Origin of the sequence: Acidovorax sp. SUPP1855 (genome assembly GCF_030158955.1) — a bacterium.
Taxonomy (GTDB): domain Bacteria; phylum Pseudomonadota; class Gammaproteobacteria; order Burkholderiales; family Burkholderiaceae_C; genus Paracidovorax.
On the sequence record NZ_BQXI01000001.1, the window covers coordinates 293,678 to 319,594 of the forward strand.

Below are 25,917 nucleotides of genomic sequence, written 5' to 3' on the forward strand. Positions count from 1 at the left end.
TGCTCTGCCATTCACACCGCGCTACCAGCGCTTGCCCGACTGCTTCTCCAACAAAGGGCGGACACGGGCCGATATGGCTTCCCGCGCTCGAAAGATACGGGAACGTACGGTGCCGATGGGGCAATCCATGGCAGCCGCAATCTCCTCATAGGTCAACCCTTCGATCTCACGCAATGTCACCGCCTGGCGCAAGTCTTCAGGCAGCGCATCCATTGCCGCATTCACCGCCACCGCGATTTCCTGGGCGGCAAGCACTGTCTCGGGCGTTTCGTCGGTGGTTAGTTCATGACCCAGTCGGGAAGTTTCATCGTCGTCATCACTTCCTCGCAAGGCATTTTCCGAGATGACGGGATTGCGCTTCATGTCGACCAGCGCCTTCTTGGCGGTGTTGACCGCGATCCGATAGAGCCAGGTATAGAACTGCGCCTCTCCCCGGAATTGGTGCAGTGCACGATAAGCCCGGATGAACGTTTCCTGGGCAATGTCCTGCACGAGGTCCGAGTCGCGGACCATGCGGCCAATGAGCCGTTCGATGCGCCGCTGGTACTTGATCACCAGCAGTTCATATGCCTTCTGATCACCCGCAACCGTGCGCTCCACAAGCTGAAGGTCACTGTCGGCAGAAGGCGGGGGCATGGAAGCAGTCATGAAAAAGGGCTCACGCGTCGCCGCGCCGGACAGAGAACATGCCGTCGGCACGGGGCTCTGGCTTGGGGCGCGAATATACCGCACGGCGTAGCGCTGCCCAGGCCTCCCGTGGCCCCACACGCTCGAGGCACAGCCAGCGAGTTCGGCCATCAACGCCATGCAGTTGCAGCAAGAGAAAGGACTGGAAATCCGCATGGACGACCAATTCACCTGCAACCGGTACTCCTGCACCTTGATTCAACGACCAATGCAAGCCATCCCAGTACAGGACACCTTCAGGTAGACGGAACCAAAAGCGCCATGCCAGCCCGGCAGACGTGATCCAAAGGACGAAAAACACAGCGCTTCGAAACAGGCCCCTCCCAGCAGAATGCGTGATCCACACCGCAAAGGCACCAAGACCTGCAAACAGCACACCCGCAATGAACCAGCCCAACCGGCGGCTCCTCGCCACCTCATAGCGGGTCGCTGGGGCATGAAAGGACTTGGCCGAGCGGGTCATCAACACGCCCATGCCATCACAGGTGACCAACTGGCGCCGCGCAGCGGTCTGACCACCCCGTCAAACGCGCTTGAAAACCAGCGTGCCGTTGGTGCCGCCAAAACCAAAATTGTTCTTCACCGCGATGTTCATCTTCATATCGCGGGCGACATTGGCGCAGTAGTCCAGGTCGCATTCCGGGTCTTGCTCGAAGAGGTTGATGGTCGGGGGCGCCTTCTGGTCACGCAACGCCATCACGGTGAACACACTTTCGATCCCACCCGCACCGCCCAGCAAATGGCCGGTCATCGACTTCGTCGAGCTGATCACCGTCTTTTTGGCATGCTCGCCCAAAGCGGCCTTGATCGCATGGGTTTCGTTCAAATCGCCCAATGGCGTGGAAGTGCCGTGGGCATTGAGGTAATCCACATCCTCGGCGTTGACGCCGGCATTGCGCAGCGCGGCCTGCATGGCGCGGCGAGGGCCGTCCATGTTGGGCGCCGTCATGTGCCCTGCATCGGCGCTCATGCCATAGCCGGACAGTTCCGCGTAGATCTTGGCACCGCGGGCTTTTGCGTGCTCGTACTCTTCCAGCACCAGCACCCCGGCACCCTCGCCCAATACGAAGCCATCGCGGCCTTTGTCCCATGGGCGGGAGGCAGTCTTTGGATCATCGTTGCGAGTGGACAAGGCGCGCATGGCCGCAAAGCCACCCACACCCAGGGGAGAAACCGTGGCTTCCGTGCCGCCAGCGACCACCACATCGGCGTCGCCGTACTCGATCTTGCGCGCCGCCTCGCCGATGCAATGCAGGCCCGTCGTACACGCCGTCACCACGGAAAGGTTCGGGCCCTTGAAGCCAAAGCGCATCGATACATGCCCCGCCACCATGTTGATGATGGATGCGGGAACGAAAAAAGGCGTGATCCGGCGGGGACCTCGGCTTTCCAGTTCTGCATGGGTGTTTTCGATCAGCGGCAAACCACCGATCCCGGATCCGATGATGCAACCGATGCGCGTCGCCAGTTCTTCGTCCAGCGCCTCGCCGGTTGGAAGGCCGGCATCCCGCACCGCCTCATCCGCTGCGGCGATGCCGTAATGGATGAAGGTATCCATCGTGCGTGCATCCTTGGCGCTCATGTAGGCGCCAAGATCGAATCCCTTGACCTCGCCCGCGATCTTGCAGGCAAAGTTCGAAGCGTCGAACTTGGTGATGAGGTCAATGCCGGATTGACCGGCCAGGATGTTGGCCCAGGCATCTGCCACCGTGTTTCCGACGGGGGTGATGCAACCCAGGCCGGTCACGACGACGCGACGACGGCTCATGCGCTAAGACTTTCTACGGATCTGTCTGAACTGAAGGCGCTCAGGCCTTCTGATGGGTATTGGCGTAGTCGATGGCGTTTTGCACCGTGGTGATCTTCTCTGCATCTTCGTCAGGGATCTCGATGCCGAACTCGTCTTCCAGAGCCATCACCAGCTCCACCGTGTCCAGCGAGTCAGCGCCGAGGTCGGCCACGAAAGCCTTTTCGTTGGTGACTTGCGATTCTTCAACGCCGAGTTGTTCGGCAATGATCTTTTTGACACGTGCTTCGATATCGCTCATGGTTTCCCTTTGAGGGTTGTGAATGAATCCGCGATTCTAGCTGCTTCGGGATCAGTCCCCTACCAGCCCGCCGTCGCGATGAATCGGCGCTAACTTTGCTCAATTACATGTACATGCCGCCATTGACATGCAACTCCTGGCCCGTGACATAGCCTGCCTCTGCCGACGCCAGATAGGCGACCGCATGGGCGATGTCTTCCGGGCGGCCCATGTGGCCCATTGGAATCTGCGATTGCAGCGATTGCTGCTGCTCGGCAGGGAGTTGCGCCGTCATGTCGGTCGCGATGAAACCAGGAGCCACGCAGTTCACCGTAATGCCCCGGCTGGCCAGTTCACGGGCAAGGGCACGCGCCATGCCTGCCACGCCCGCCTTCGCTGCCACATAGTTGGCCTGGCCGGGATTGCCTGCCGAACCCACCACGCTGGTGATGTTGATGATGCGGCCGAAGCGCTGTTTCATCATGGGTCGAATGACGGCGCGGCTCACCTGGAACACGGCCTTCAGATTGGTGTCGATGACCGCATCCCAGTCGTCGTCCTTCATGCGCATGGACAACGTGTCGCGGGTGATGCCGGCATTGTTCACCAGCACATGCAAACCGCCGTGCTGCTTCACGATGGTGTCGATCAATGCATCGACAGCCGCCACATCCGTGACGTTCAGATTCACACCCTGACCGCCGCCGGACAAGGCCTGAGAGATGCGCTGAGCGCCCCCATCCGTCGTCGCGGTACCGATCACCAAATAACCACGGGCCGCCAACACGGCCGCGATGGCAGCGCCGATGCCGCGCGATGCACCAGTGACCAGCGCTACTTGGGGCTTTTCATTCAACGAAGGGGTATCACTCATGCCAACAATGCTCGTGTTTCGGCCAGCGTGGCCGGGTCATAAATAGAAGCAGCAACCAGCTCGGGGTCGATGCGCTTCGCCAAGCCCGCCAGCACCTTTCCAGGGCCGCACTCCACCAAATGCGTCACGCCGCGGGCTTTGAGCGCCTGCACGCACTCCACCCAGCGCACCGGACCGAAGGCCTGGCGGTACAGCGCATCGCAGATGCCATCTGCCTCCTGCCGGACCGCGACATCCACGTTGTTGACGACTGGGATCTGCGGAGCCGCCAAGGACAAGGCCGACAGGGCCTCCCGCAATTTCTCGGCCGCCGGCTTCATCAGGCTGGAGTGAAAAGGAGCGGATACCGGCAAGGGCAACGCACGCTTGGCGCCAGATGCCTTCAACAGTTCGCACGCCTTGTCGACGCCGGCTTTCGTGCCCGCAATCACGGTCTGGATGGGGTCATTGAAATTCACGGCCTCCACCACTTCGCCGCCATCCGCACCGAAGGATGCCGCCGCCGCAGCGCAACCTTCGATCACTTTGTGCGCATCCATGCCCAGAATGGCAGCCATCGCACCCACGCCGACGGGAACCGCTTCCTGCATGGCGGCGGCACGCAGACGCACCAACGGCGCGGCCTGCGCCAGCGTCAGCACCCCTGCAGCCACCAACGCCGAATACTCGCCGAGCGAGTGGCCGGCCACCGCAGCCGGGACGTCGCCGCCCTCCGAGATCCACGCACGCCACGCGGCCACGCCAGCGACGAGCATGACCGGCTGGGTGTTGGTCGTCAGCGAAAGCGCTTCTTTCGGGCCCTCATGAATCAAGCGTGCGATGTCTTCGCCCAGGGCGTCGGAAGCCTCCTGGAGGGTTTGCGCCACCACAGGGTGGTCACCCCATGCATCCAGCATGCCGACCGACTGGGAGCCCTGGCCGGGAAAAACAAATGCAAAAGATTTTTTGGTCGTCATAAACGAATGGTCAAAACCGCCTTCACCGCTTAATTTTTCAGCGTTTCAAGCTACAGCTTCAGGAGCACCGCACCCCATGTAAAACCGCCTCCCACGCCCTCCAGAAGCAACGTCTGTCCGGGCTTGGCCTGGCCGGTGCGAACCGCATGATCGAGTGCCAGGGGAATCGACGCCGCCGAAGTGTTGCCATGTTGGTCTACGGTGACGACCACCTTGTCCATCGACAGGCCCAGCTTCTTCGCCGTACTTTGCATGATGCGGATGTTGGCCTGGTGAGGGATCAGCCAGTCCACGTCCGCATCGGTCAGGCCGGCCTTCTCCAGGGCAGCACGGGCTGCCTTTTCCAGCACACCCACAGCCAGCTTGAAAACGGCCTGGCCATCCATCTTGAGCAATGGGTCACCCAGAATCTGCCCGCCATAGACGTTGCCCGGCACACACAGAATGCCCACATGCCGGCCATCGGCATGCAGATCGCTCGACAGGATGCCAGGAGTTTCCGACGCTTCCAGTACCACGGCGCCTGCGCCGTCACCAAACAGCACGCAGGTGGTGCGGTCATCAAAATCGAGGATGCGGCTGAATACCTCCGCACCCACGACGAGGGCGCGGCGGGCGCTGCCGGACTGGATCATGGCGTCTGCAACGGTCAGCGCATACACGAAACCACTGCAGACGGCCTGCACATCGAAAGCCGGGCATCCATTGGCCCCCAGCTTGTTTTGCAAGATGCAGGCCGTCGAAGGGAAAACCATGTCCGGCGTGGACGTGGCGACGATGATCAGATCAATGTCCTGCGGCTGAACCCCTGCCGCCTCCAGCGCATTGCGAGAAGCCTCCAGCCCCAGATCGCTGCTGCAGACATCTCGCTCCGCGAAGTGGCGGGCCCGGATGCCGGTGCGCTCGACGATCCACTCGTCCGATGTTTCCACACCGCGCTGAGCCAACTCGGCCACGAGGTCGGCATTGGTCAGACGACGAGGAGGAAGGCTGCTGCCAGTGCCTGTGATGCGGGAGTAGCGTCTCATCAATATGGGGACCCGACGGCGGTATTGACAGGCTGGGCATCCGATGGCGCCAGCAAGGGCGCAGCATGCGCCACCCGCGTCCGGACGCGGTCGAGCAGGTTGTTGCGGGCTGCATCATACGCCCGGTTCAAAGCCTGCTCGAAGGCCATGGCGTCCGCAGATCCATGACTCTTGAACACCAATCCGCGCAGCCCGAGCAATGCCGCTCCGTTATAGCGGCGGTGATCCATTCGCTTCATAAGTGCAGATAGCACCGGATAGGCCACAACTGCCGCCAGTTTGGTAAAGATATTGCGCTTGAACTCCTGCTTGAGTCCGCCGACGATCATGGAGGCCACACCTTCGCTGGCCTTGAGCGCCACATTCCCCACAAAACCGTCACAAACCACGATATCGACCGTGCCCTTGAAAATGTCGTTGCCTTCTACATTGCCAAAAAAGCGAAGATCACCAGAATTACCCACCGTACGCAACAGTTCGCCTGCTTTTTTGATCACTTCACTGCCCTTGATGGCTTCCTCGCCAATGTTCAGCAGGCCGACGGTGGGCTCCGAACCCTCTTGAAGTGCAGACACCAGCGCCGACCCCATCACTGCAAATTGCAGCAGATGCTCGGCACTGCAATCTACGTTGGCGCCCAAGTCCAGCACGGTCGTAGCACCGCCCTTGGCATTGGGTATCTGAGTAGCAATCGCGGGGCGGTCGATTCCGTCCAGGGTTTTGAGGAGATAGCGAGCGATGGCCATCAGAGCGCCCGTGTTGCCCGCAGAAATGGCGGCTTGCGCGGCCCCATCCTTGACCTGCTGAATTGCAACGCGCATGGAAGAATCCTTCTTACGGCGCAAGGCAATCTCCACTGGGTCGTCCATGGTGACGACCTCGCTGGCAGGCGTGACAGCGGCCCGATCGTGCTTGAAGTCCTTGAGGCTTTCGGGCTGGCCGACAAGGAGCAAACGGGCTTCGGGATGGTTTTCTAGGAACTGGCGGCACGCCGCTAGCGTGACGCGGGGGCCGTGATCGCCCCCCATGCAGTCAACAGCCAGTGTGATCATGGGCGACTTGTCCGACCGCAGAAAACGACCGGAAATGAAAATACAGCGAACAAAACAAAGGCCCGCGCTACCAATTTCGTAGCAGCGGGCCTTGGCGCGCGAGTTAAATCAGGCTTCAGACTTGTTCTTCAGCACTTGGCGGCCACGGTAGAAACCGTTGGGGCTGATGTGGTGGCGCAGATGGGCCTCGCCGGTGGTGGGCTCGACAGCCGTACCAGGCACGTTGAGAGCATTGTGCGAACGGTGCATGCCGCGCTTGGAAGGGGATTTTTTGTTTTGCTGAACAGCCATGGTGGCTCCTGAGTCTTGAAGGGTTGGTAAAAACGCGATCAGCCCATAAAGACACGAGGGGATTCGCGCGAAGCCCTCGATTATAGCCCAAACGGTTTTCAGTCTTCCGCTTTGTCTTTTCGCAAGGCTGCCAGTGCCGCGAAAGGGTTGGGCTTTTGCGCGCTGGCCTCTTCGAAATCCTCGTCGCTGGATTCCATCGGCACGGGGGCCGGGCATTCGTCGTGCCGTGGCACCAGGGGTAATGCCATGAGCAACTCGTCTTCGATCAACTCCCGCAGATTGAACTCGCGGCTCAAGGCCAGCAGATCTTCATCGCTCTCGTCGTCCAGCGCTTCCGCCGTGGCTTCATCCGCCACGAAGCGGAACTCACGCTGCACCTGAAGCGGCACATCCACCGACCCGAGGCAGCGCTGGCACGTCATGGGAAGCGCTGCGTTCACCGTGAGCCGCAGCCAGATCTGTCCGCCGATGCCATGCGTGCTGCGCACTTCGCCGTCGACCTGCCAATCCACCATGAGATCGGGGTGCAGGCCTTTGGCTTCCTGGGCCAGGCGTTCGTACTTCAAAAGGGAGTCATGGCCGGACAGGTGACCGCCCGCCTGCGCGAAGGCTTTGACATCGAGGCGCTGAGGGGAGAATTCCTTGGTCATGGCAGCAGTGTAAGAGAATCAGCGCATGCCTCAATCCCCTTCCCTGCCCCGCCGTCTGGTGCTGGGCTCGACCTCCCGTTATCGGGCCGAACTGCTCTCCCGCCTGCGCCTGCCTTTCGATGTCGCAGCGCCCGATGTCGACGAAACGCCCCACGCCGGCGAGGCGCCCAGCACCCTCGCCTTGCGGTTGGCCATGGCCAAGGCCCGCGCCGTCTCTGCAGCCCACCCTGACGCCGTGGTGATCGGCTCCGATCAAGTAGCGGATCTCTTGGGACAACCGCTGGGCAAGCCCGGCACACACGAGAAAGCGGTTGCCCAACTGCAACAGATGCGTGGCCACAGCGTCGTGTTCCAGACCGCGGTGGCGGTTGTCTGCGCCGCCGCGGGGTTTGAAAAGGTGGAGTTGGCCCCGGTGGAGGTTCGCTTCCGCGACCTGTCCGATGCGGAGATCGAGCGCTACCTGCGCGCCGAGCAACCGTACGACTGCGCCGGCAGTGCCAAAAGCGAAGGATTGGGCATCAGCCTGCTCGACAGCATCCAAAGCGATGACCCGACAGCGCTGATCGGCCTGCCGCTGATCCGCACCTGCCGCATGTTGCGCGCTGCTGGAATGGAACTGCCATGACAGCCGCATCGACCGGCACGCTCTACCTGGTGCCCGCGCCGCTCGACTTCGGCTGCGACACCCAAGCCCCCCTGGACCAATCCCTGCCTGCCGCGACATTGCAGGCAGCATCGCAAATCACCCACTGGATCTGCGAGAACGCCAAGAGCACCCGCGCCTACCTCAAGCGCGTCGATGTGCTGTTCCCCCTGAAGCTGCCGCTGCAGTCGCAGCAGATCGACGAGTTGCCGCGCGAAGTGCACAAGAAAGGCGACCATGGTGCAGACGACCATGTGACCTTTGATGCCCGCACGTTGCTGGCGCCCGCTTTGGCGGGCAACGACATGGGCCTGGTGAGCGAGGCGGGCATGCCTGCAGTGGCGGACCCTGGCAGCTCGGTGGTGCGTGCCGCACACGATTGCGGGCTGAGGGTGGTGCCACTGGTGGGCCCCGTGTCGCTCTTGTTAGCGCTGGCGTCGAGCGGTCTCAATGGACAGGGTTTTTCTTTTGCAGGCTATCTGCCGCAGGATTCGGCCCAGCGCACCCAGCGCATCCGCGAACTGGAGGCCCTGGCGCTCAAGCAAGGGCAAACGCAACTGTTCATTGAGACCCCGTACCGCAACGCCGCGCTGTGGCAGGCCCTGGTGCAAACCTTGCAGCCCAATACCCGGCTGGCGATTGCCAGCGGGCTCACACTGCCGCAGGCGCGCACGGCAAGCCGGCTCGTGCGCCAATGGCGACAGCAAATTGAAGTGCCCGATAACCGGATACCGGCCGTCTTTGCCATCGGACGTTAGGCCCGATCAACAGATCTCAGGGATTCCAACCGCTGATCCGGACCACCGGGCACCGAGCCCGGGCCGGCGGCAGCCCCCCGGATGGCGAGCCCTCAGCGGATGGCCGGTGCGCCCTTGATGGCCTGCACGGCCGTCTGGCCCATGGCAGCGCCGAATTTTTTGACCAGCCGCTCGGCGACGTTGTCGCGGCGGGTGTAGTCGATGATGTCTTCCGCCTTGACGACCTCGCGTGCCACATAGTCGAGGTTGCCCAGGTGGTCGGCCAACCCCATCTCCACCGCCTGCTGGCCGGTCCAGAACAGACCGCTGAAGGTGTCCGCCGTGGGCTTGAGCCGATCGCCGCGCCCTTCCTTGACCACATGAATGAACTGCTGGTGGATCTGGTCCAGCATGGCCTGCGCATAGGCGCGCTGCTTTTCGGTCTGCGGGCTGAACGGGTCGAGGAAGCCCTTGTTCTCGCCTGCCGTCAGCAGGCGACGCTCCACGCCCAGCTTTTCCATCGTGCCGGTGAAACCGAAGCCATCCATCAGCACGCCGATGCTGCCGACGATGCTGGCCTTGTCCACGTAGATCTCGTCGGCGGCGGCGGCGATGTAGTAAGCCGCCGATGCGCAGGTTTCTTCCACCACGGCATAGACGGGCTTGTTGTACTTGGCCTTCAGGCGAATGATCTCGTCATTGATGATGCCGGCCTGCACCGGGCTGCCGCCCGGCGAGTTGATGAGCAGCACCACGGCCTGCGATCCGGAGTCTTCGAAGGCACTGCGCATGGCCGCCACCACGAACTCGGCGCTGGCTTCGGCCCCCGCAGCGATCTCGCCCTTGATGTCCACCACCGCCGTGTGGGGCGTGCTCTTGCTCGTGCTGGTAGCGTCGCGCGCCAGCAACACCCAGGCCACGGCGATCAGGAAGACCAGCCACGCCAACCGGGTAAAAATGCGCCAGCGGCGTGCGGAGCGCTGCTCGGACAAGGTCGCGAACACCAGCTTTTCCAACACGTCACGCTCCCAGCCTGGCGCTCTCGCAGGGTCTTTTGCTTCTTTTTCAGTAGCAGTCTGCGCCCACAGGTCGGGCGCTGGCGGGGGAGTCTGCCCAGAACCAGAGGGTTCGGGCCGGGTCGGTTCGGTCATTTGTCAGAATTCGACAGGTTGCAAGTGGGAGTCAGTATGCCAGCGCACTACGCCCTGGCCTTCGGAGAGTTGGATCTTCACCAGGCCACCGCGGCACGGGCCACCTGCGCAGGCGCCCGTGTCAGGCCGATAGGCGGCGCCGTGCGTGGCGCACAGCAGCCACTGGCCGGTGTCGTCGAAGAAGCGGTCCGGCTGGTAATCCATCTCCATCGGCACGTGCGTGCACCGGTTCAGATAGGCATGCGGCCGGCCTTCGAAGCGCACGGCAAAGGCGCGGCAGGCCTGGCCGGCATACAGGACGTCGAAGGCAACGGCCTGTCCCCCGTCCACCAGATCGGCGCTGGGGCAAAGGTCGATGGGTTGCGAGGAAGAGGCCATGGCAACGACCGGCGATGGGCTGTGGCGTGCAGCGGCAGCGTCAGGCGTGCCGCAAAAGCCAGGCGTGCAGTTCCGGCACGGAATGCATCACGGCCAGGGGTTGGAGGCTTTCGAACTCGCCCGGCTCGTGCGCTCCGTAGCTCACCCCCACGCTGGAGCACCCGGCCGACAGGGCCATCTGCAGGTCGTGGGTGGTGTCGCCGATCATCAACACGCGCTCCGGGGCCACATCGAACTCGGCCATCAGCTCCTGGAGCATGAGCGGGTGTGGCTTGCCGGCGGTTTCGTCGGCCGTGCGGGAACCATCGAACATGCCCCGCAGCGCCACCGTGTGCAGCACCTCGTCCAGGCCGCGCCGGCTCTTGCCGGTCGCCACCGCCAGCAAGTGGCCTCGGGCGCGCAGGTCTTCCAGCATGGGCAACACGCCGGAAAACAGGCTCAGATCGTCTTGGTGCTTGAGGTAGTGATAACGGTAGCGGTTGCCCAGTTCGGCGTGTTTTTCCGGCGGCACATCGGGTGCGGCGTGGGTCAGCGCCTGCATGAGGCCCATGCCGATCACCCAGGCCGCAGCCTGATCGGTCGGCACCGTGCCACCGACGTCGCGCACGGAGTCCTGAATGCAGCGCACGATGATGGCGGTGGAGTCGTAGAGGGTGCCGTCCCAATCGAAAGCGATGAGGTCGAAGCGGCGGCGTGGGGTCGTGGGCATGGCGTTCAGGCAGTGGCGGCGGTGAATTGCGCCAGGTCAGGCGGCAACTCTGCGCGCAGTTCGATGCGCTCGCCGTGGGAGGGATGGGAGAACTGTAACCGCCACGCATGCAGGAACATGCGCTTGAGGCCGTGCTTGTGCAGCCGCTTGTTGAGTTCGAAGTCGCCGTATTTGTCGTCGCCCGCGATCGCATGGCCCTGGCTGGCAAGGTGCACGCGGATCTGGTGGGTGCGACCGGTCTTGATGGTGACTTCCAGCAGGCTCATGGCCGGCAGCCCCTCGGCCGCGCGCGCCGGCAGGTGGCTGCGCACTTTCACGAGGGTGATGGAGCGCATGCCGTCCGGGTCTTCCGGCGTGGTCACCCGCACCCGCCGCTCGCCATCGGCCTGCAGATACTTGTTCAAAGGCGTGTCGATCACTTTCTTGTTGGCCGCCCAGGTGCCGGGCACCAGGGCCAGGTAGGTCTTGCCGGTCTCCCGCTCCCGGAACTGGTCCTGCATGTGCGTGAGCGCGGAACGCTTCTTGGCTACGAGGAGGATGCCCGAGGTCTCGCGGTCCAGCCGGTGCACGAGTTCCAGGAACTTCGCCTGGGGACGTGCCTGCCGCAACTGTTCGATGACGCCGAAACTCACACCGCTGCCGCCATGCACCGCCACGCCTGCGGGCTTGTCGATGGCGATCAGGTGGTCGTCCTCCAGCAGGATGGGGAATTCGCGGGCCGGCGCCGGGCGCTCGGCCTTCTCGGCCACCTTGTCCGAGATGCGCACGGGCGGCAGGCGCACCTGATCGCCCGTGGCGACCCGGGTGTCCGCGCTGGCGCGGCCCTTGTTGATGCGCACTTCGCCGCTGCGGATGATCCGGTACACGTGCGTTTTGGGGACGCCCTTCAGATGGCGTATCAGAAAGTTATCGAGCCTTTGGCCGGCAGAGTCCTCGTCGACTTCGACGATGCGGGCTGCAGCGGGGGCGGGGGTTGGGGCACGGTCCGTCGCCGGTTTGCCCCCTATAATGTGTTTCACCTGCGCGATGTTCTGTAAGTGGTTGATTTGTCTGGAGTTTAGTCCACGCAACCTTGCAAGCCGCGCAGGCAGGTCGATGCCAACGGGTGTCGTGTGCGCAGATTGCAGGCCAGATGCCTGTGGTGGCTCCCACGCCGCGCGGCCGGCTGACAAATTGAAACACCGAAACCGGAATCCCCAGTCCGCAGGCCGCCCAACAGGCAGGTTCTGCGGGCGGATCAAAGCGAAAACATGTGGGCATTGTTGGCATGGATTGTGACCCTTTGGCGAAGGCGCCTGCCTTCGGCATGGGCTCCGCAATCGCCGGCATCGCCCGTGCAGCCCGCGCCATCAGCCAAGTCTTTCATGGCAACGCTGCACGCATTTCCCCTCGCCCCCATCCACGCGCCCCCGCCACGACTGCGAAGCTAGTGCTTCGCAGCCGCGTGGCATTGCGGCAATTCCCTTCGTTTCAACGCGTCGGCCCTGGCATCCATGGCTCCTGAAGAGCCTGTGTCATTGGTTTGAATGGTCGGGACGCGCGCCGATGCAGCTTTTTCGCTGCGCGCCGCCCGGCCGACAACGAAAAGGAATCCCATCATGAAGCGGATGCTCATCAACGCGACGCAGCCCGAAGAACGCCGCCTGGCCATCGTCGACGGCCAGAAGCTGCTGGACTACGAAATCGAGATCGAAGGGCGCGAGCAGCGCAAGGGCAACATCTACAAGGCCGTCGTCACCCGCGTCGAGCCCTCGCTGGAAGCCTGCTTCGTCGACTATGGCGAAGACCGCCACGGCTTCCTGCCCTTCAAGGAAATTTCCCGCCAGTACTTTGCCGAAGGCGTCTCGGTCAGCCAGGCGCGCATCAACGACGTGATCCGCGAAGGCCAGGAACTGCTGGTGCAGGTCGAGAAGGAAGAGCGCGGCAACAAGGGCGCTGCCCTGACCACCTTCGTGTCGCTGGCCGGCCGCTATGTGGTGCTGATGCCCAACAACCCGCGCGGTGGCGGCGTGTCGCGCCGCATCGAGGGCGAAGACCGGGCCGAGCTCAAGGAGGCGATGGACCAGCTCGAGTACCCCAAGGGCATGAGCATCATCGCGCGCACCGCCGGCATCGGCCGCACGGCGCCTGAACTGCAATGGGACCTGAACTACCTGCTCAAGCTCTGGACCGCCATCGACGGCGCGGCCAAGGGCGGCAAGGGCGCCTTCCTGATCTACCAGGAGTCGAGCCTGGTGATCCGCGCGATCCGTGACTATTTCAACGGCGATATCGGCGACATCCTCATCGACACGGACGACATCTACGAGCAGGCGCACCAGTTCATGGCGCACGTGATGCCCGAGCATGCCGGCAAGGTCAAGCGCTACCGCGACGACGCCGCGCTGTTCAGCCGCTTCCAGATCGAGCACCAGATCGAGTCAGCCTACGCCCGCACCGTGACCCTGCCCTCCGGCGGCGCCATCGTGATCGACCACACCGAAGCGCTGGTGAGCGTGGACGTGAACTCCGCCCGCGCCATCAAGGGCGGCGACATCGAGGAAACCGCCACCCGCACCAACCTGGAGGCCGCCGACGAAGTGGCCCGCCAGATGCGCCTGCGCGACCTGGGCGGCCTGATCGTGATCGACTTCATCGACATGGAAGAGTCGAAGAACCGCCGCGAAGTGGAAAACCGCTTGCGCGACGCGCTGCGCCAGGACCGCGCCCGCGTGCAGTTCGGCACGATCAGCAAGTTCGGCCTGATGGAGATGAGCCGCCAGCGCCTCAAGCCCGCGCTGAGCGAAGGCTCCTCCATCCCCTGCCCCCGTTGCGGCGGCTCGGGCCACATCCGCGACACCGAATCGTCGGCGCTGCAGATCCTGCGGATCATCCAGGAAGAGTCCATGAAGGACAACACGGCCGCCGTGCACTGCCAGGTGCCGGTGGAAGTGGCCTCGTTCCTGCTCAACGAAAAGCGCCCCGAGATCGCCAAGATCGAACTCAAGCAGCGCGTGACCGTGCTGATGGTGCCCAACAAGACCCTGGAGACGCCGAACTACAAGCTCGAGCGCCTCAAGCACGACGACCCGCGCCTGGACCACATCGACGCCAGCTACAAGCTCGTCGAAGAAGTGGAAGACCCCACCGCCGTCACGCGCCGCTCGCAGGAGCCCACCAACAAGCAGACCCCGGTGATCAAGGGCGTGCTGCCCGACGCGCCGGCGCCGATCGCCGAGCCCCGTCCGGAAGGCGCGGCCCGCAACCCGTCGCACAGCCGGCCCGCGGCAGCGGCCGCCGCCGCGGCTGCGGCGGCCGCCCCGGCTCCGGCCCCCGCGCCGGCCGTGGCGCCCGCGCCCCAGGAGCAAGGGTTCTTCGCATGGCTCAAGAGCCTGTTCGGTTTCGGCGAGCCCCCACGTGCCCCGGCCCCCGTGGCCGCGCCGGCACCGGCACCGGTGGCCGAGCCCGCACGGGAAGGCCGGCGCGAAGGCCGTGGCGGCGAACGCGGCCGCCGCGGTGAACGCAACGGCAGCGAGCGCAATGGCTCGCGCGACGGCCAACGGGAAGGCAATGGCGAAGGCCGTGGCCGCCGCGATGGCCGTGACGGCCGCGCGGAGCGCCCGGAGGGCGAAGCCCCACGCAACGGGAACGGCAATGGCCGCGGACCGCGCGACGGCGAAGCACGTGGTGGCCGGGAAGGCCGCGAGGGCCGTCCGGAAGGCGAACCCCGCAATGGCGGGCGCGAGCCCCGTGAAGGCCGCGAGGGCCGTGAACCCCGCGAGCCACGCGAAGGCCGCGGCCGCGGCCGGGACGGCGAGCCCCGCCAAGCCCCGCTGAACGCCGAAACCGGCGCAGCGCTGCCTGCGACCGCTTCGGTCACCCTGGACGGTGCCGGCGAACCCGTGGAAGCCGCACGCAGCGAGCGCGGCCCCCGCCGCGAACGCGGCGAGCGCGGTGGCCGCGGCGAGCGTGGCGGGCGTGGTGAACGCGCTCCCCGCGTCGACGAGGCCGCCGGCGCAGGCCAGGGCCCCGTGGCGGACTTCGTGGACACGTCCCCCATGGCGTCCCTGCCCGACCTGGACCTGACCGGCAACGACGCCGCCCCGGCCGCACCCGCCGCCGGAGGCGATGAGCGCCGTGAACGCCGGTCGCGCGACCGCTACGGCCGTGACCGCCGCGAGCGTGGCGAGCGGGCTCCGCGTGAAAACGGTGCGGAGCAGGAGCAGCCCGCGGGCAACCTGATGGACTTCGATGTCAGCGCGACGGCCCCTGCCGACAGCGCGTCCGCCGAAGCCTCGCAGGAACCCGCACGCCGCAGCTACTTCAACGCGTCCGCCGCCGCCGCGCCGCAGGCCCACGAGCCCGTCGCCGCACCAGCCACCGATGCGCCCGTGGAATCGGCGGTGCCCCGCGCGTCTGCCGTGGAGCCGGTGACCCCTGCGCCGGTCGCCCCGCGTCCTGTGTCGGCACCCGCTCCGGTAGCGGCCCCGGTCGCGCCGGTGGCCTCCACGGCGGCCCCAGTGGCTCCGGTGGCGCCAACGCCCGTGCCAGCCCCCGTGCTGCAGCCTGCTGCCGCCGCTCCAGCCCAAGCCGCAGCCCCTGCCCAGCCGAATGGCGCCATGCCACGGGTCCAGGCATTCACCCTGCCGGTGGACGAGCTGAACCAGGTCGCCCAGACCTCGGGCCTGCAGTGGGTCAACTCCGATGCGGAGAAGATCGCCGCCGCGCAGGCCGCCATCGCGGCCGAACCGCGCCCGGTCCATGTGCCGCGCGAACGCCCCCCGGTGGTGGCGATCGATGAAGGCCCGCTGGTGCTGGTGGAAACGCGCCGCGACCTGCGCGACCTGACGCTGCCGTTCGAGCAGCCGCCCGCCGCCTGATGCGGCGCCGCCGGCCCGCGGTGCAATGCCCCGGGCCGGTTGTCGTCTTTGCTGGAAAGCCCGCTGCCGGGCTTTCCACTTCCCCCTCCGAGGTCACCGGACCATCGCGACCCCCATGCTGTTCCTGCTGTCTCCCGCCAAATCCCTGGACTACGACACGCCCCTGCCCGAAGGCGTCGGGCACACGCTGCCGCAGTTCGTCCCCCAGTCCACCCGGCTCATCGAAGTGCTGCGGCAGAAGTCGCCGCAGGACGTTGCCGCCCTGATGGGCATCAGCGACCCGCTGGCCGCGCTGAACGTGGCGCGGTATGCCGCATGGCGTCCGAAGTTCACCGCGGCCAATGCGCGCCAGGCCGTGCTGGCCTTCAACGGCGATGTGTACGAAGGCCTGCAGGCCCGCTCGCTCACGCTGGATGAGCTGGACTGGGCCCAGCGCCATGTCGCCATCCTGAGCGGCCTGTACGGCGTGCTGCGCCCGCTGGACCGCATGCAGCCCTACCGCCTGGAAATGGGCACCCGGCTCGCCACCGATGCGGGCGCCAACCTGTACCAGTTCTGGGGCGCGTCGATTGCGGAGCACCTCAACCGGCAACTGGCGGCTGACGCCACGCCGGTGGTCGTCAACCTGGCGTCACAGGAATACTTCAAGTCGGTGGACCGCAAGGTGCTGAAGGCGCGCGTCATCGACTGCGTGTTCGAGGACTGGAAAGGCGGGGCCTACAAGATCATCAGCTTCCACGCCAAGCGGGCGCGCGGGCTCATGGCGCGCCATGCCATCCGGCACCAGGTGGCCACACCGCGCCAGCTCGAGGGTTTTGACCTGGAAGGCTATGCTTTCGCCAGTGCCGCCTCCACGCCGGAGCGGCTCGTGTTCCGCCGCAAGGCCGCCTGAGGGCGGATGGCCCCGCGCCCCCCCGGCCCCGACGATCGACTGGATTCCTCTTCCCGAAACGCCAACGCCACTGACGCCCACCACGCCATGCCCGCACGTTCCCGCCAGACCACCTCCTCCGCCCCGGCCGATGCCCCGTCCCAATCCGTGACGCCGGAGCTGCGCGAATGGATCATCGCGCAGGCCCAGGCCGGTTTTCAGGCGCCGGTGGTGCTCCAGTCCATGCTCGACGCGGGCTGGCGGGAGGACGTGGCCGCGCACGCCATGGAGCATGTGCTGCGCGACCACCTGGAAGCGCTGGCGGTGCAGCAGGGGCAGCCTCCCGGCTCGCGCGTGCCCGAGCCGACCGTGGGCGAATCGCCGCTCTTCATCGACGTGGGCGACCGCCAGGTCGAGGTGCTCATGTCCATGGCCCAGCCCCGCGTGGTGCTGTTCGGCAACCTGCTCTCGCCCGAGGAGTGCGAAGCGCTGATCGCCGAAGCCGAGCCGCGCATGGCGCGCTCGCTCACCGTGGCCACGCGAACGGGCGGCGAAGAGGTGAACGACGACCGCACGAGCGACGGCATGTTCTTCCAGATCGGCGAGAACGCGGTGGTGCGCCTCCTGGAAGAGCGCATCGCCAAGCTGGTGAACTGGCCGCTGGAAAACGGCGAAGGCTTGCAGGTGCTGCACTACCGCCCGGGCGCGGAATACAAGCCCCACTACGACTACTTCGACCCTGCCGAGCCCGGCACGCCGACCATCCTGCGCCGCGGCGGGCAGCGGGTGGCCACGCTGGTGATCTACCTGAACAACCCGGACAAGGGCGGCGGCACCACCTTCCCCGACGTGCACCTGGAGATCGCGCCGCGCCAGGGCAATGCGGTGTTCTTCAGCTACGAACGCCCCCACCCGTCCACGCGCACACTGCACGGCGGCGCGCCGGTGATCGCCGGCGAGAAGTGGATCGCCACCAAATGGCTGCGCGAACGCAAGTTCGAATGAAATCGGCCTGACGCCCTAGTTCTCATTGCCTCCATAGCTATTAAATCAATAGCAAACAGAAACACGGAGTTCCATGAACACCCCCGAACAATCGCAGCTGGGCCGCGCATCCGCCTATGCGGACCAGTACGACGCCGCCCTGCTCTTTCCGATCCCCCGGGCCGGCAAGCGGGCGGAGATCGGCATCGGCGACACGCCGCCCTTCTTCGGCGCCGATCTGTGGACGGCGTTCGAGCTGTCCTGGCTCAACCCGCGCGGCAAGCCGCAGGTGGCGATCGCCCATGTGACGGTGCCGTGCGAGACGCCGAACATCGTCGAGAGCAAGTCGTTCAAGCTCTACCTGAACAGCTTCAACAACACGCGCTTCGCGGATGCCGCCGAGGTGCAGGCCCGCATCCGCGCCGACGTGGGCGAAGCCGTCTGGCGCGGGGCGCCCCACGCAGGCACGGTGGGCGTGAAGCTGCTGCAGCCCGAGCTGTTCGACCGCGAGCCCGTGCAGGAACTGGACGGCCTGCTGCTCGACCGCCTGGACGTGGAATGCACGCAGTACACGCCGGCCCCCGAGCTGCTGTCAGCCAACCATGCCGAGACGCCGGTGACCGAGGCGCTCACGAGCCACCTGCTGAAAAGCAACTGCCTGGTGACCGGCCAGCCGGACTGGGGCAGCGTGCGCATCCACTACAGCGGCCCGCAGATCGACCAGGCCGGGCTGCTGCAGTACCTGGTGAGCTTTCGCAACCACAACGAATTCCACGAGCAGTGCGTGGAGCGCATCTTCATGGACGTGTGGACGCGCTGCAAGCCGATCAAGCTGTCGGTGTATGCGCGCTACACGCGCCGCGGCGGGCTGGACATCAACCCGCTGCGTACCAGCCACCCGCAAGCCCTGCCGCCCAACGTGCGCACGGCGCGCCAGTAAGAGCGGCCAGCAGAACCCTTGCTGCGTCGTTGCCGCGCTGCGCCTCAGTTGCTGGCGCGGCGCAGCAGGCTCACGCGCTCGGCGATGGCGTCGATGTCGAGCCCGTCTTCCACGCGCGCCAGGTACGTCTCCAGATCGGCCACGGCCAATGCCGTGTCGCCCCGCTCCGCATGGGCCAGGCCCCGGTCCCGCCACTCGCCCCAGGCGTCGGGCAGCAGCACGATGAGCCGGTCCTGCACGGCCACCAGCCGCGCCCAGTCCTTTTGCGAGCGGTGGATCTCCTTGAGGTTGCGCAGCATGCGCGCGATCACGTCACGCGGCGGCGCCGCCTGCAGGTACAGGCCCAGCGGAATGTCGTAGTCGTCCACCAGGCCGCTGCTGCGGTGCCGGTAGGGTTCGAGCCGCTCGGACAGCTCTTCCCGCGACAGCGACTGGCCCGTGGTCGGGTCCATCACCACCTGCCCCTTGGGCAGCAGCACCTTGATCATGAAGTGCCCGGGAAACGAGACACCGCGCGCGTGCAGGTCCAGCCCCTGGGCCAGTTCCATCCACACCAGCGCCAGCGAAATCGGAATGCCCCGCCGCGTGCGCAGCACGGCATTGAGGTAGCTGTTCTCGGGGTCGTAGTAATCGTTGACGTTGCCCGCGAAGCCCAGGTCGCCGAAGAAGAACTGGTTGAGCGAGCGCAGGCGCTGCAGCGACGACGCATCGGCGGGCAACCGCCGGCGCAGCCGGGCGAGCAGCTGATCCACGTCGCCGAGCAACTGCTGCACGTCCAGCTCGGGGTACTCGTCCTGCGCGATGGACGCCGCCGCCTCCAGCAGGGGAAACTGGTCGTCGCTGCGCACCAGCGTGGCGAAGTACTCGAGCGGAGTGGGAAGGGAGTAGCTCAGGGCCATTGGAGGGTTGTAAGGGGCGTGCCGGGCCGCGTCAAGCGGGGTTCCGAAGGGACGAAACCCGGCGCGAAGGCGGTCAGCGGCGCAGCAGTTCGCGCAGCTTGAGGCCCGCCGCCCAGAGCGCCCCGAAATACAGCAGCGCCGCGCCGCCCATCAGCAGGGCCAGAAGCCCGGCGCGCTGCCCCTCGTGCGCCCGCAGGGCCAGCCAGTCGAAATGGCGCGATCCCCACATCAGCAGCACCGCCAGCAGGGCGCTGGCGGCCACCACCTGCAGCGCCAGCCGGGCCCATCCGGGCTGGGGCTGGTAGGTGCCGCGCCGCAGCAGGCCGATCAGCAGCCACAGCGCATTGATCAGGGCTCCGAGGCCGATGGACAGCGCAAGGCCCGCATGGTCGATCAGCGGCACCAGCGCGGCGTTCAGGAGCTGCGTGACCACCAGCACCACGATGGCGATGCGCACCGGCGTGCGGATGTCCTGGCTGGCGTAGTAGCCGGGGGCCAGAACCTTGATGGCCACCAGGCCCAGCAGCCCCGCACCGTAGCCGGCCAGGGCCAGAGCGATCTGGCCGACGTCGCTGTCCTGCAGCGCGCCATGGTGGAACAACGTGGCCACCAGAGGCTCGGCAAAGGTGAGCAGGCCCACCGCGCACGGCACGGACAGCACCACGACGATGCGCAGCCCCCAGTCGAGCATGGACGAGTAGCGGGCGGCATCGCCGGCCGCCTTGGCGGCCGCCAGCTGCGGCGTCAGCACCACGCCCAGCGCCACGCCCAGCAGCGAGGTGGGAAACTCCATGAGCCGGTCGGCGTAGAACAGCCAGGTCACGCTGCCCGGCGCGAGGTACGAGGCGATCTGCGTGTTGATCATGAGCGAGATCTGCGCCACGCCCACGCCCAGCAACGCCGGGCCCATCAACGTGAGGATGCGGCGAACGCCCGGATCGCGCCACGCCTTGCGAATGGCCCCGGGAGTGAGCCCGATGCGCGGCAGCAGGCCCAGCCGGAACAGCGCGGGCAGTTGCACCGCCAGTTGCGTGATGCCGCCGAGCATCACGCCGCCGGCCATGGCATAGATGGGCTCGATGCCGCGCGCGGCCAACTGCGGCGCGCCCAGCCAGGCGGCGGCGATCATGCAGACGTTGAGCAGCACCGGCGTGGCCGCCGGCACCGCAAAGCGCTTCCAGGTGTTGAGCACGCCGGCCGAGAGCGCCACCAGCGACATGAAGCCGATGTAGGGGAACATCCAGCGCGTCATGACCACGGCGGCGTCGAACCCGCCGGCGCTCTGGCGCAGGCCGCTGGCGAGCAGCCACACCAGCAGCGGCGCCCCCAGCACGCCCAGCACGCAGGTCAGCAGCAGCACCCAGAACAGCACCGTCGCCACGCTGGCGATGAGCCGGCGCGTGGCCTCGTCGCCGTGCTGGGCCTTGTGCGCCGCGAGCACGGGCACGAAGGCCTGGCTGAAGGCCCCTTCGGCGAACAGCCGGCGAAACAGGTTGGGAATGCGGAAAGCGACGTTGAAGGCGTCGGTGAGCGCATTGGCCCCGAACAGCGAGGCCATCAGCAGATCGCGCACCAGGCCCGTCACGCGGGAGGCCAGGGTCAGCAGGGAAACGGTGGAGGCGGCTTTGAACAGGGACACGGCCGCGAGTGTATGCGCTGCGCCGCGGCAGGCGCCGGTCCGCGGAATGCCTGCCCCTCGGACCTCACCGAGGGGAGCCGCCTGCCTGCGTCGAAGCGACCCTGCGGCCCCGCCCAAGTCGCTGGGCTATAATCGCGGGCTTTGCTGACATCATCCTCAGACACTTAAGGAAAATTTACCATGGCATCTGCCAAGCCCAAGAAAAAGAACCCCCGTCTCGCCTCCGGCCGCAAGCGCGTCCGCCAGGACGTCAAGCTGAACGCCGCGAACACCTCGCTGCGCTCCAAGTACCGTACCGCGGTCAAGAATGTCGAGAAGGCTGTCCTGGCCGGCGACAAGACCAAGGCCACCGAACTGTTTGCGAAGATGCAAGCCGTCGTCGACACCATCGCCGACAAGGGCATCTTCCACAAGAACAAGGCCGCTCGCGACAAGAGCCGCCTGTCCGCCAAGGTGAAAACCCTGGCCCTGGCCGCCTGACCTTTCAGGCAAACAGCCCGGACGGCCCTGCCGTCCGCCGTTTGTAACGGGTGCGCTGTCAGCAAAACGAAAGAACCGCCTTCGGGCGGTTTTTTTGTGCCTGAAATACGGCCAATCCAATATCCATGCGGGTTTGCGGCCGGTGAGTCCATTTTTTTCCGGCCGATTTCGTGAAACTTTGATGTTTGTCAGGGTATTTACCTAATGGGACAATTCCCGATGTCAGGGAGCTTCAATTTTTGATACGCGTGAAAGCCTGCCGAGTCCGCGCAGGCTTTTTCAATTGCAATCAGTCCAACCAAATCTATGAAAAAGTCGATCAAAGCATTGTTCGGCGCCGTTGTGGTGCTGATCCTTGCGGCCGTCCTGTTCCTGTACTGGCCGCTCTTTCCCCGCTCCGTTCCTCCTGCCGAGAACGACCAGCCCGTCGACGTCGTGATGGTGGGCGCGGGCGTGATGAGCGCCACGCTCGCCACCTACCTGCAGGAGCTGCAGCCGGACTGGAAGATCGAGGTGTTCGAGCGCCTGGACGGCGTGGCGCTGGAAAGCTCCAATGGCTGGAACAACGCGGGCACGGGCCACTCGGGCTTCGCGGAACTGAACTACACGCCCGAGCTGCCCGATGGCACGATCGAGACCAAGCGCGCCGTCGGCATCGCCGAGCAGTTCGAGGTGTCGCGCCAGTTCTGGGCGCACCAGATCGGCCGCGGCAACATGCAGTCGCCCGAAACCTTCGTGAACCCCACGCCGCACATGAGCTTCGTCTGGGGTGACGAAAACATCGAATACCTGCGCAAGCGCCGCGAGGCCCTGATCAAGAACCCCCTGTTCTACGGCATGGAGTACTCGGAAGACCAGGCGCAGATCCAGAAGTGGGCGCCTCTGATGATCGAAGGGCGCGACCCGAAGCAGAAGGTGGCCGCCACCTTCATGCCCCTGGGCACCGACGTCAACTACGGCGCCGTGACCAGCCAGCTGGTCCAGGGCCTGCGCAAGAGCCCCAACTTCCAGCTGCACCTGCAAAACGAAGTGCGCGCGCTGCGCCAGAACGACGACAAGACCTGGAACGTGACCGTGGCCCACCTGGGCGACGGCGGCAAGGAGCGGACCGTCAAGGCCAAATTCGTCTTCGTGGGCGCCGGTGGCGCCGCGCTGCAACTGCTGCAGGCCTCGGGCATTCCCGAATCGAAGGACTATGCGGGCTTTCCAGTCGGAGGCCAGTTCCTGTCCATCGAGAACGCCGCCCTGACCGCCCGCCACACGGTGAAGGCTTACGGCAAGGCCGCCACGGGCTCGCCCCCGATGTCGGTGCCCCACCTGGACGCCCGCAACATGGACGGCCAGCCCGTCGTGCTGTTCGGACCGTTCGCGCTGGCCACCAGCAAGTTCCTCAAGCAGGGCTCCTGGTTCGACCTGTTCTCTTCCGTCACGCACGACAACCTGGTGGGCATGCTGCGCGTGGGCATCCACAACCTGGACCTGGTCAAGTACCTGCTGCAACAGGCCGAGCTGACCGACGACGACCGCCAGCGCGCGCTGCAGGATTACTTCCCCAACGCCAAGCGCGAAGACTGGAAGCTCATCACCGCGGGCCAGCGCGTTCAGGTCATCAAGCGCGACCTCAAGGAAGGCGCGGTGCTGCAGTTCGGCACCGAGATCGTGTCCGACAAGGACGGCACCATCGCCGCCCTGATGGGCGCATCGCCCGGTGCCTCCACCGCCCCGCACATCATGCTGAACCTGATGGCCAAGGCCTTCCCCCAGCAGATGACGGACACCGGCTGGAAGGCGCGCCTGAAGGAGATCATTCCTTCCTACGGCCGCAAGCTCAATGAAGACCCGGCCCTGACCAACGAGATCCGCCGCATGACCAGCAGCGCCCTACACCTGCCCTACCTGGACGTGCCGGCCACCCTGGGCAAGGCGGCGGCGACGCCGGCCGGCGTGGTACCCACGCAGCCCAAGGCGCCGGAGGCCGCAGGCCCCAGGACGAACAAGGAAATGCAGGCGCTCTGACGCCGGCGCCCCACCTGCGCGGCTGCGGCTGCGCGCGATCGCCCCGCTACTGCGACGCTGCAGTGCGGGGCTTTTTTATGGCGGCGCAGGCCGCTGCGGTGGTTCGGACGGGACGCGTCGGGGCCGAATGCGCGGATCGGAAGGTGCTCCCGGGCCGCCTGCCGACGCCACCCATGAAAAAAGCCCCCGAAGGGGCTTTGGCCATTTAGTCGTTCCCGCCGCCAGCACCACCAAAGCGCTGCGACATGGCGCCGTCAGCCTTTGCGGGCGGTGTCAGGCGCCTGGTCGGGCAGAAGGCAGGCCTCGGCCACCTGCAACTGGTTGTCGCGCGCGAAGTTCATGACGAAATCCCAGGCCATGGGTTCGTGGCCCTGCAGGTCGCGGTGCACGATCACGCACTTGATGCCATTGAGCGTGGTGGGCACGCACCAGGGCGAATAGTTCAGGTGGCTGCCGGGACGGGCGCCACCGGGGCGGAACTGGCTCATCACCCCCGCCAGGCGCTCCGCCCAATCGCTGGGGCGGAAGGTTTTCCCGTCGAGGGTGATGCCCTGGATGAAAACTTCTTTGGAGGTGGGGGAAACCATCAGGATCGGGGGTCGTTGGGGGGAAGTCGCCGCAGGATCGCCGCATGGCGCGCCACAGGCCGGCATTCTAACTCTTATATAAGAGCTAACCCATCCAAAGACCCCTGGATCGGCGCTGGACGGCGCATGGCTGTGATGCGCAATCGTCAACAGCCATGCAAAGCCCTGCCCCTAGAATCGTGCTTCGTTTTGCCGGCCACGAGCCGGCTCAGCCCCCTCCCCCTTTCGCATTGCCCTTCTCTGGAGATTTCCGCATGACCGCTTCCGCCCCGGCCGCCTCGCCCCACGTGATGAACACCTACGGCCGCCTGCCGATCGCGCTGGAACGTGGCCAGGGCGTGCGCGTATGGGACGTGGACGGCAAGCAATATATCGACGCGCTCGGCGGCATCGCGGTCAACACGGTGGGCCACAACCACCCCAAGCTGGTGCCCGCACTGCAGGAGCAGATCGCCAAGCTGATCCACAGCTCCAACTACTACCACGTGCCCCTGCAGGAGCAACTGGCCGCCCAGCTGGTCGAGCGCTCGGGCATGACCAACGTCTTCTTCTGCAACTCGGGCCTCGAAGCCAACGAAGCCGCGCTGAAGCTGGCCCGCAAGTTCGGCCACGACAAGGGCATCGACAAGCCCGTGGTCGTGGTCTACGAAAAAGCCTTCCACGGCCGCTCGATCGCCACGCTGTCGGCCACCGGCAACCCCAAGGTGCAGGCCGGGTTCGGCCCGTTGGTGGAGGGCTTCATCCGCGTGCCGATGAACGACATCGACGCCATCCGGCAGGCCACCGAAGGCAACCCGAACGTGGTGGCCGTGTTCTTCGAGACCATCCAGGGCGAAGGCGGCGTGAACCCCATGCGCATCGACTACCTGCAGCAGCTGCGCCAACTGTGCGACGAGCGCGACTGGCTCATGATGATCGACGAGGTGCAGTGCGGCATGGGCCGCACCGGCAAGTGGTTCGCGCACCAGTGGGCCGGCATCGTGCCGGACGTGATGCCCCTGGCCAAGGGCCTGGGCTCGGGCGTGCCGATCGGCGCCGTCGTGGCCGGCCCCAAGGCCGCGAATATCTTCGCACCCGGCAACCACGGCACCACCTTCGGCGGCAACCCGCTGGCCATGCGCGCCGGCGTGGAAACCATCCGCATCATGGAAGAGGACGGCCTGCTGCAGAACGCCGCCGTCGTGGGCGCGCACCTGAAGGCCGCGCTGGAGCGCGAGCTGGGCGGCCTGCCCGGCGTGAAGGAAATCCGCGGCCAGGGCCTGATGCTCGGCGTGGAACTGACCAAGCCCTGCGGCGCGCTGGTCGGCCGCGCGGCCGAAGCCGGCCTGCTGCTGTCCGTGACGGCCGACACCGTGATCCGCATGGTGCCGTCGCTCATCCTCACCCAGGCCGAGGCCGACGAAATCGTGGCCCTGCTGGTTCCCCTGGTCAAGGCGCTGCTCGCCGAATGAACGTTCCG

At 65.7% G+C, this 25,917-nt stretch carries 26 protein-coding genes; 9 read left to right on the forward strand and 17 right to left on the reverse strand.

Annotated elements, in window-relative coordinates; translation table 11 throughout:
- Window positions 1-21: 21 nt before the first annotated feature.
- From rpoE to AVMA1855_RS01425, 10 genes are all read right to left on the reverse strand, one after another.
- A complete protein-coding gene (rpoE, locus tag AVMA1855_RS01380; RefSeq protein ID WP_272567871.1) occupies window positions 22-648 on the reverse strand; it encodes an RNA polymerase sigma factor RpoE in 627 nt (208 codons plus the stop codon).
- A 10-nt stretch (window positions 649-658) separates the two neighbouring features.
- Complete coding sequence (locus AVMA1855_RS01385) at window positions 659-1,150, reverse strand: hypothetical protein (RefSeq protein WP_284407050.1); 492 nt, start codon at window positions 1,148-1,150, stop codon at window positions 659-661.
- Window positions 1,151-1,210: 60 nt separating this feature from the next.
- Complete coding sequence (gene fabF / locus AVMA1855_RS01390) at window positions 1,211-2,455, reverse strand: beta-ketoacyl-ACP synthase II (protein WP_272567867.1); 1,245 nt, start codon at window positions 2,453-2,455, stop codon at window positions 1,211-1,213.
- A gap of 40 nt (window positions 2,456-2,495) precedes the next feature.
- Window positions 2,496-2,735 (reverse strand): acyl carrier protein, encoded by a 240-nt coding sequence (gene acpP, locus AVMA1855_RS01395; RefSeq protein ID WP_003058049.1) that lies wholly within the window; start codon window positions 2,733-2,735, stop codon window positions 2,496-2,498.
- Window positions 2,736-2,838: 103 nt separating this feature from the next.
- Entirely contained in the window at window positions 2,839-3,588 is a 750-nt protein-coding gene (fabG, locus tag AVMA1855_RS01400) for a 3-oxoacyl-ACP reductase FabG (protein ID WP_284424300.1), read from the reverse strand.
- Window positions 3,585-4,544: an ACP S-malonyltransferase gene (fabD, locus tag AVMA1855_RS01405; RefSeq protein WP_284424301.1), complete on the reverse strand. Its 960-nt coding sequence runs from the start codon at window positions 4,542-4,544 to the stop codon at window positions 3,585-3,587. The genes fabG and fabD overlap by 4 nt, the downstream gene beginning before the upstream one ends.
- A gap of 50 nt (window positions 4,545-4,594) precedes the next feature.
- Complete coding sequence (locus AVMA1855_RS01410) at window positions 4,595-5,572, reverse strand: beta-ketoacyl-ACP synthase III (protein ID WP_272567863.1); 978 nt, start codon at window positions 5,570-5,572, stop codon at window positions 4,595-4,597.
- The gene (gene plsX / locus AVMA1855_RS01415; protein ID WP_272567862.1) at window positions 5,572-6,624 is read right to left on the reverse strand and encodes a phosphate acyltransferase PlsX; all 1,053 of its coding nucleotides are present in this window, start codon (window positions 6,622-6,624) and stop codon (window positions 5,572-5,574) included. Before plsX ends, AVMA1855_RS01410 begins: the two co-directional genes overlap by 1 nt.
- Before the next feature lie 108 nt (window positions 6,625-6,732).
- On the reverse strand, window positions 6,733-6,915 hold the full coding sequence (gene rpmF, locus AVMA1855_RS01420; protein ID WP_092744121.1) for a 50S ribosomal protein L32: 183 nt from the start codon (window positions 6,913-6,915) through the stop codon (window positions 6,733-6,735).
- Between the two features lie 98 nt (window positions 6,916-7,013).
- Entirely contained in the window at window positions 7,014-7,565 is a 552-nt protein-coding gene (locus AVMA1855_RS01425) for a YceD family protein (protein WP_272567859.1), read from the reverse strand.
- A gap of 25 nt (window positions 7,566-7,590) precedes the next feature.
- Between AVMA1855_RS01425 and AVMA1855_RS01430 the strand changes: the two genes are divergently transcribed.
- Together AVMA1855_RS01430 and AVMA1855_RS01435 are read left to right on the forward strand one after the other, a co-directional pair.
- Window positions 7,591-8,190: a Maf family nucleotide pyrophosphatase gene (locus AVMA1855_RS01430; RefSeq protein WP_272567857.1), complete on the forward strand. Its 600-nt coding sequence runs from the start codon at window positions 7,591-7,593 to the stop codon at window positions 8,188-8,190.
- On the forward strand, window positions 8,187-8,966 hold the full coding sequence (locus AVMA1855_RS01435; RefSeq protein ID WP_284424302.1) for an SAM-dependent methyltransferase: 780 nt from the start codon (window positions 8,187-8,189) through the stop codon (window positions 8,964-8,966). The genes AVMA1855_RS01430 and AVMA1855_RS01435 overlap by 4 nt, the downstream gene beginning before the upstream one ends.
- Before the next feature lie 92 nt (window positions 8,967-9,058).
- On the opposite strand, the gene AVMA1855_RS01440 is transcribed toward AVMA1855_RS01435, so the two are convergent.
- From AVMA1855_RS01440 to AVMA1855_RS01455, 4 genes are all read right to left on the reverse strand, one after another.
- Complete coding sequence (locus AVMA1855_RS01440; protein ID WP_502870245.1) at window positions 9,059-9,736, reverse strand: S49 family peptidase; 678 nt, start codon at window positions 9,734-9,736, stop codon at window positions 9,059-9,061.
- A gap of 363 nt (window positions 9,737-10,099) precedes the next feature.
- Window positions 10,100-10,474: a Rieske (2Fe-2S) protein gene (locus AVMA1855_RS01445; protein WP_284411251.1), complete on the reverse strand. Its 375-nt coding sequence runs from the start codon at window positions 10,472-10,474 to the stop codon at window positions 10,100-10,102.
- Window positions 10,475-10,514: 40 nt separating this feature from the next.
- Window positions 10,515-11,183: an HAD family hydrolase gene (locus AVMA1855_RS01450; protein WP_284407057.1), complete on the reverse strand. Its 669-nt coding sequence runs from the start codon at window positions 11,181-11,183 to the stop codon at window positions 10,515-10,517.
- A 5-nt stretch (window positions 11,184-11,188) separates the two neighbouring features.
- Window positions 11,189-12,202: an RluA family pseudouridine synthase gene (locus tag AVMA1855_RS01455; protein WP_284424304.1), complete on the reverse strand. Its 1,014-nt coding sequence runs from the start codon at window positions 12,200-12,202 to the stop codon at window positions 11,189-11,191.
- A 579-nt stretch (window positions 12,203-12,781) separates the two neighbouring features.
- Between AVMA1855_RS01455 and AVMA1855_RS01460 the strand changes: the two genes are divergently transcribed.
- The 4 genes from AVMA1855_RS01460 to queF all read left to right on the forward strand — a co-directional run bounded on the left by AVMA1855_RS01460 (window position 12,782) and on the right by queF (window position 18,837).
- Entirely contained in the window at window positions 12,782-16,042 is a 3,261-nt protein-coding gene (locus AVMA1855_RS01460; RefSeq protein ID WP_284424305.1) for an Rne/Rng family ribonuclease, read from the forward strand.
- Window positions 16,043-16,157: 115 nt separating this feature from the next.
- Window positions 16,158-16,934 carry a peroxide stress protein YaaA gene (yaaA, locus tag AVMA1855_RS01465; protein WP_284424306.1) on the forward strand — a complete coding sequence of 259 codons (777 nt, stop codon included), beginning with the start codon at window positions 16,158-16,160 and terminating at the stop codon, window positions 16,932-16,934.
- A gap of 87 nt (window positions 16,935-17,021) precedes the next feature.
- Window positions 17,022-17,918: a 2OG-Fe(II) oxygenase gene (locus AVMA1855_RS01470; RefSeq protein WP_284424307.1), complete on the forward strand. Its 897-nt coding sequence runs from the start codon at window positions 17,022-17,024 to the stop codon at window positions 17,916-17,918.
- A 73-nt stretch (window positions 17,919-17,991) separates the two neighbouring features.
- Window positions 17,992-18,837 carry an NADPH-dependent 7-cyano-7-deazaguanine reductase QueF gene (gene queF / locus AVMA1855_RS01475; RefSeq protein ID WP_284424308.1) on the forward strand — a complete coding sequence of 282 codons (846 nt, stop codon included), beginning with the start codon at window positions 17,992-17,994 and terminating at the stop codon, window positions 18,835-18,837.
- A gap of 44 nt (window positions 18,838-18,881) precedes the next feature.
- On the opposite strand, the gene AVMA1855_RS01480 is transcribed toward queF, so the two are convergent.
- The gene (locus AVMA1855_RS01480; protein WP_284396124.1) at window positions 18,882-19,736 is read right to left on the reverse strand and encodes a SirB1 family protein; all 855 of its coding nucleotides are present in this window, start codon (window positions 19,734-19,736) and stop codon (window positions 18,882-18,884) included.
- Between the two features lie 73 nt (window positions 19,737-19,809).
- Window positions 19,810-21,375 carry a murein biosynthesis integral membrane protein MurJ gene (gene murJ, locus AVMA1855_RS01485; protein ID WP_284424309.1) on the reverse strand — a complete coding sequence of 522 codons (1,566 nt, stop codon included), beginning with the start codon at window positions 21,373-21,375 and terminating at the stop codon, window positions 19,810-19,812.
- Window positions 21,376-21,555: 180 nt separating this feature from the next.
- Between murJ and rpsT the strand changes: the two genes are divergently transcribed.
- Together rpsT and mqo are read left to right on the forward strand one after the other, a co-directional pair.
- On the forward strand, window positions 21,556-21,855 hold the full coding sequence (rpsT, locus tag AVMA1855_RS01490) for a 30S ribosomal protein S20 (RefSeq protein WP_272551520.1): 300 nt from the start codon (window positions 21,556-21,558) through the stop codon (window positions 21,853-21,855).
- Between the two features lie 306 nt (window positions 21,856-22,161).
- Window positions 22,162-23,871 carry a malate dehydrogenase (quinone) gene (gene mqo, locus AVMA1855_RS01495; RefSeq protein WP_284411242.1) on the forward strand — a complete coding sequence of 570 codons (1,710 nt, stop codon included), beginning with the start codon at window positions 22,162-22,164 and terminating at the stop codon, window positions 23,869-23,871.
- A 254-nt stretch (window positions 23,872-24,125) separates the two neighbouring features.
- Here mqo and AVMA1855_RS01500 read toward each other — a convergent pair whose 3' ends face one another.
- Window positions 24,126-24,458 carry a DUF3579 domain-containing protein gene (locus tag AVMA1855_RS01500; protein WP_284424310.1) on the reverse strand — a complete coding sequence of 111 codons (333 nt, stop codon included), beginning with the start codon at window positions 24,456-24,458 and terminating at the stop codon, window positions 24,126-24,128.
- Window positions 24,459-24,712: 254 nt separating this feature from the next.
- Here AVMA1855_RS01500 and AVMA1855_RS01505 point away from each other — a divergent pair, with 254 nt between their 5' ends.
- Window positions 24,713-25,909: an aspartate aminotransferase family protein gene (locus tag AVMA1855_RS01505; RefSeq protein WP_284411240.1), complete on the forward strand. Its 1,197-nt coding sequence runs from the start codon at window positions 24,713-24,715 to the stop codon at window positions 25,907-25,909.
- Window positions 25,910-25,917: the final 8 nt, after the last annotated feature.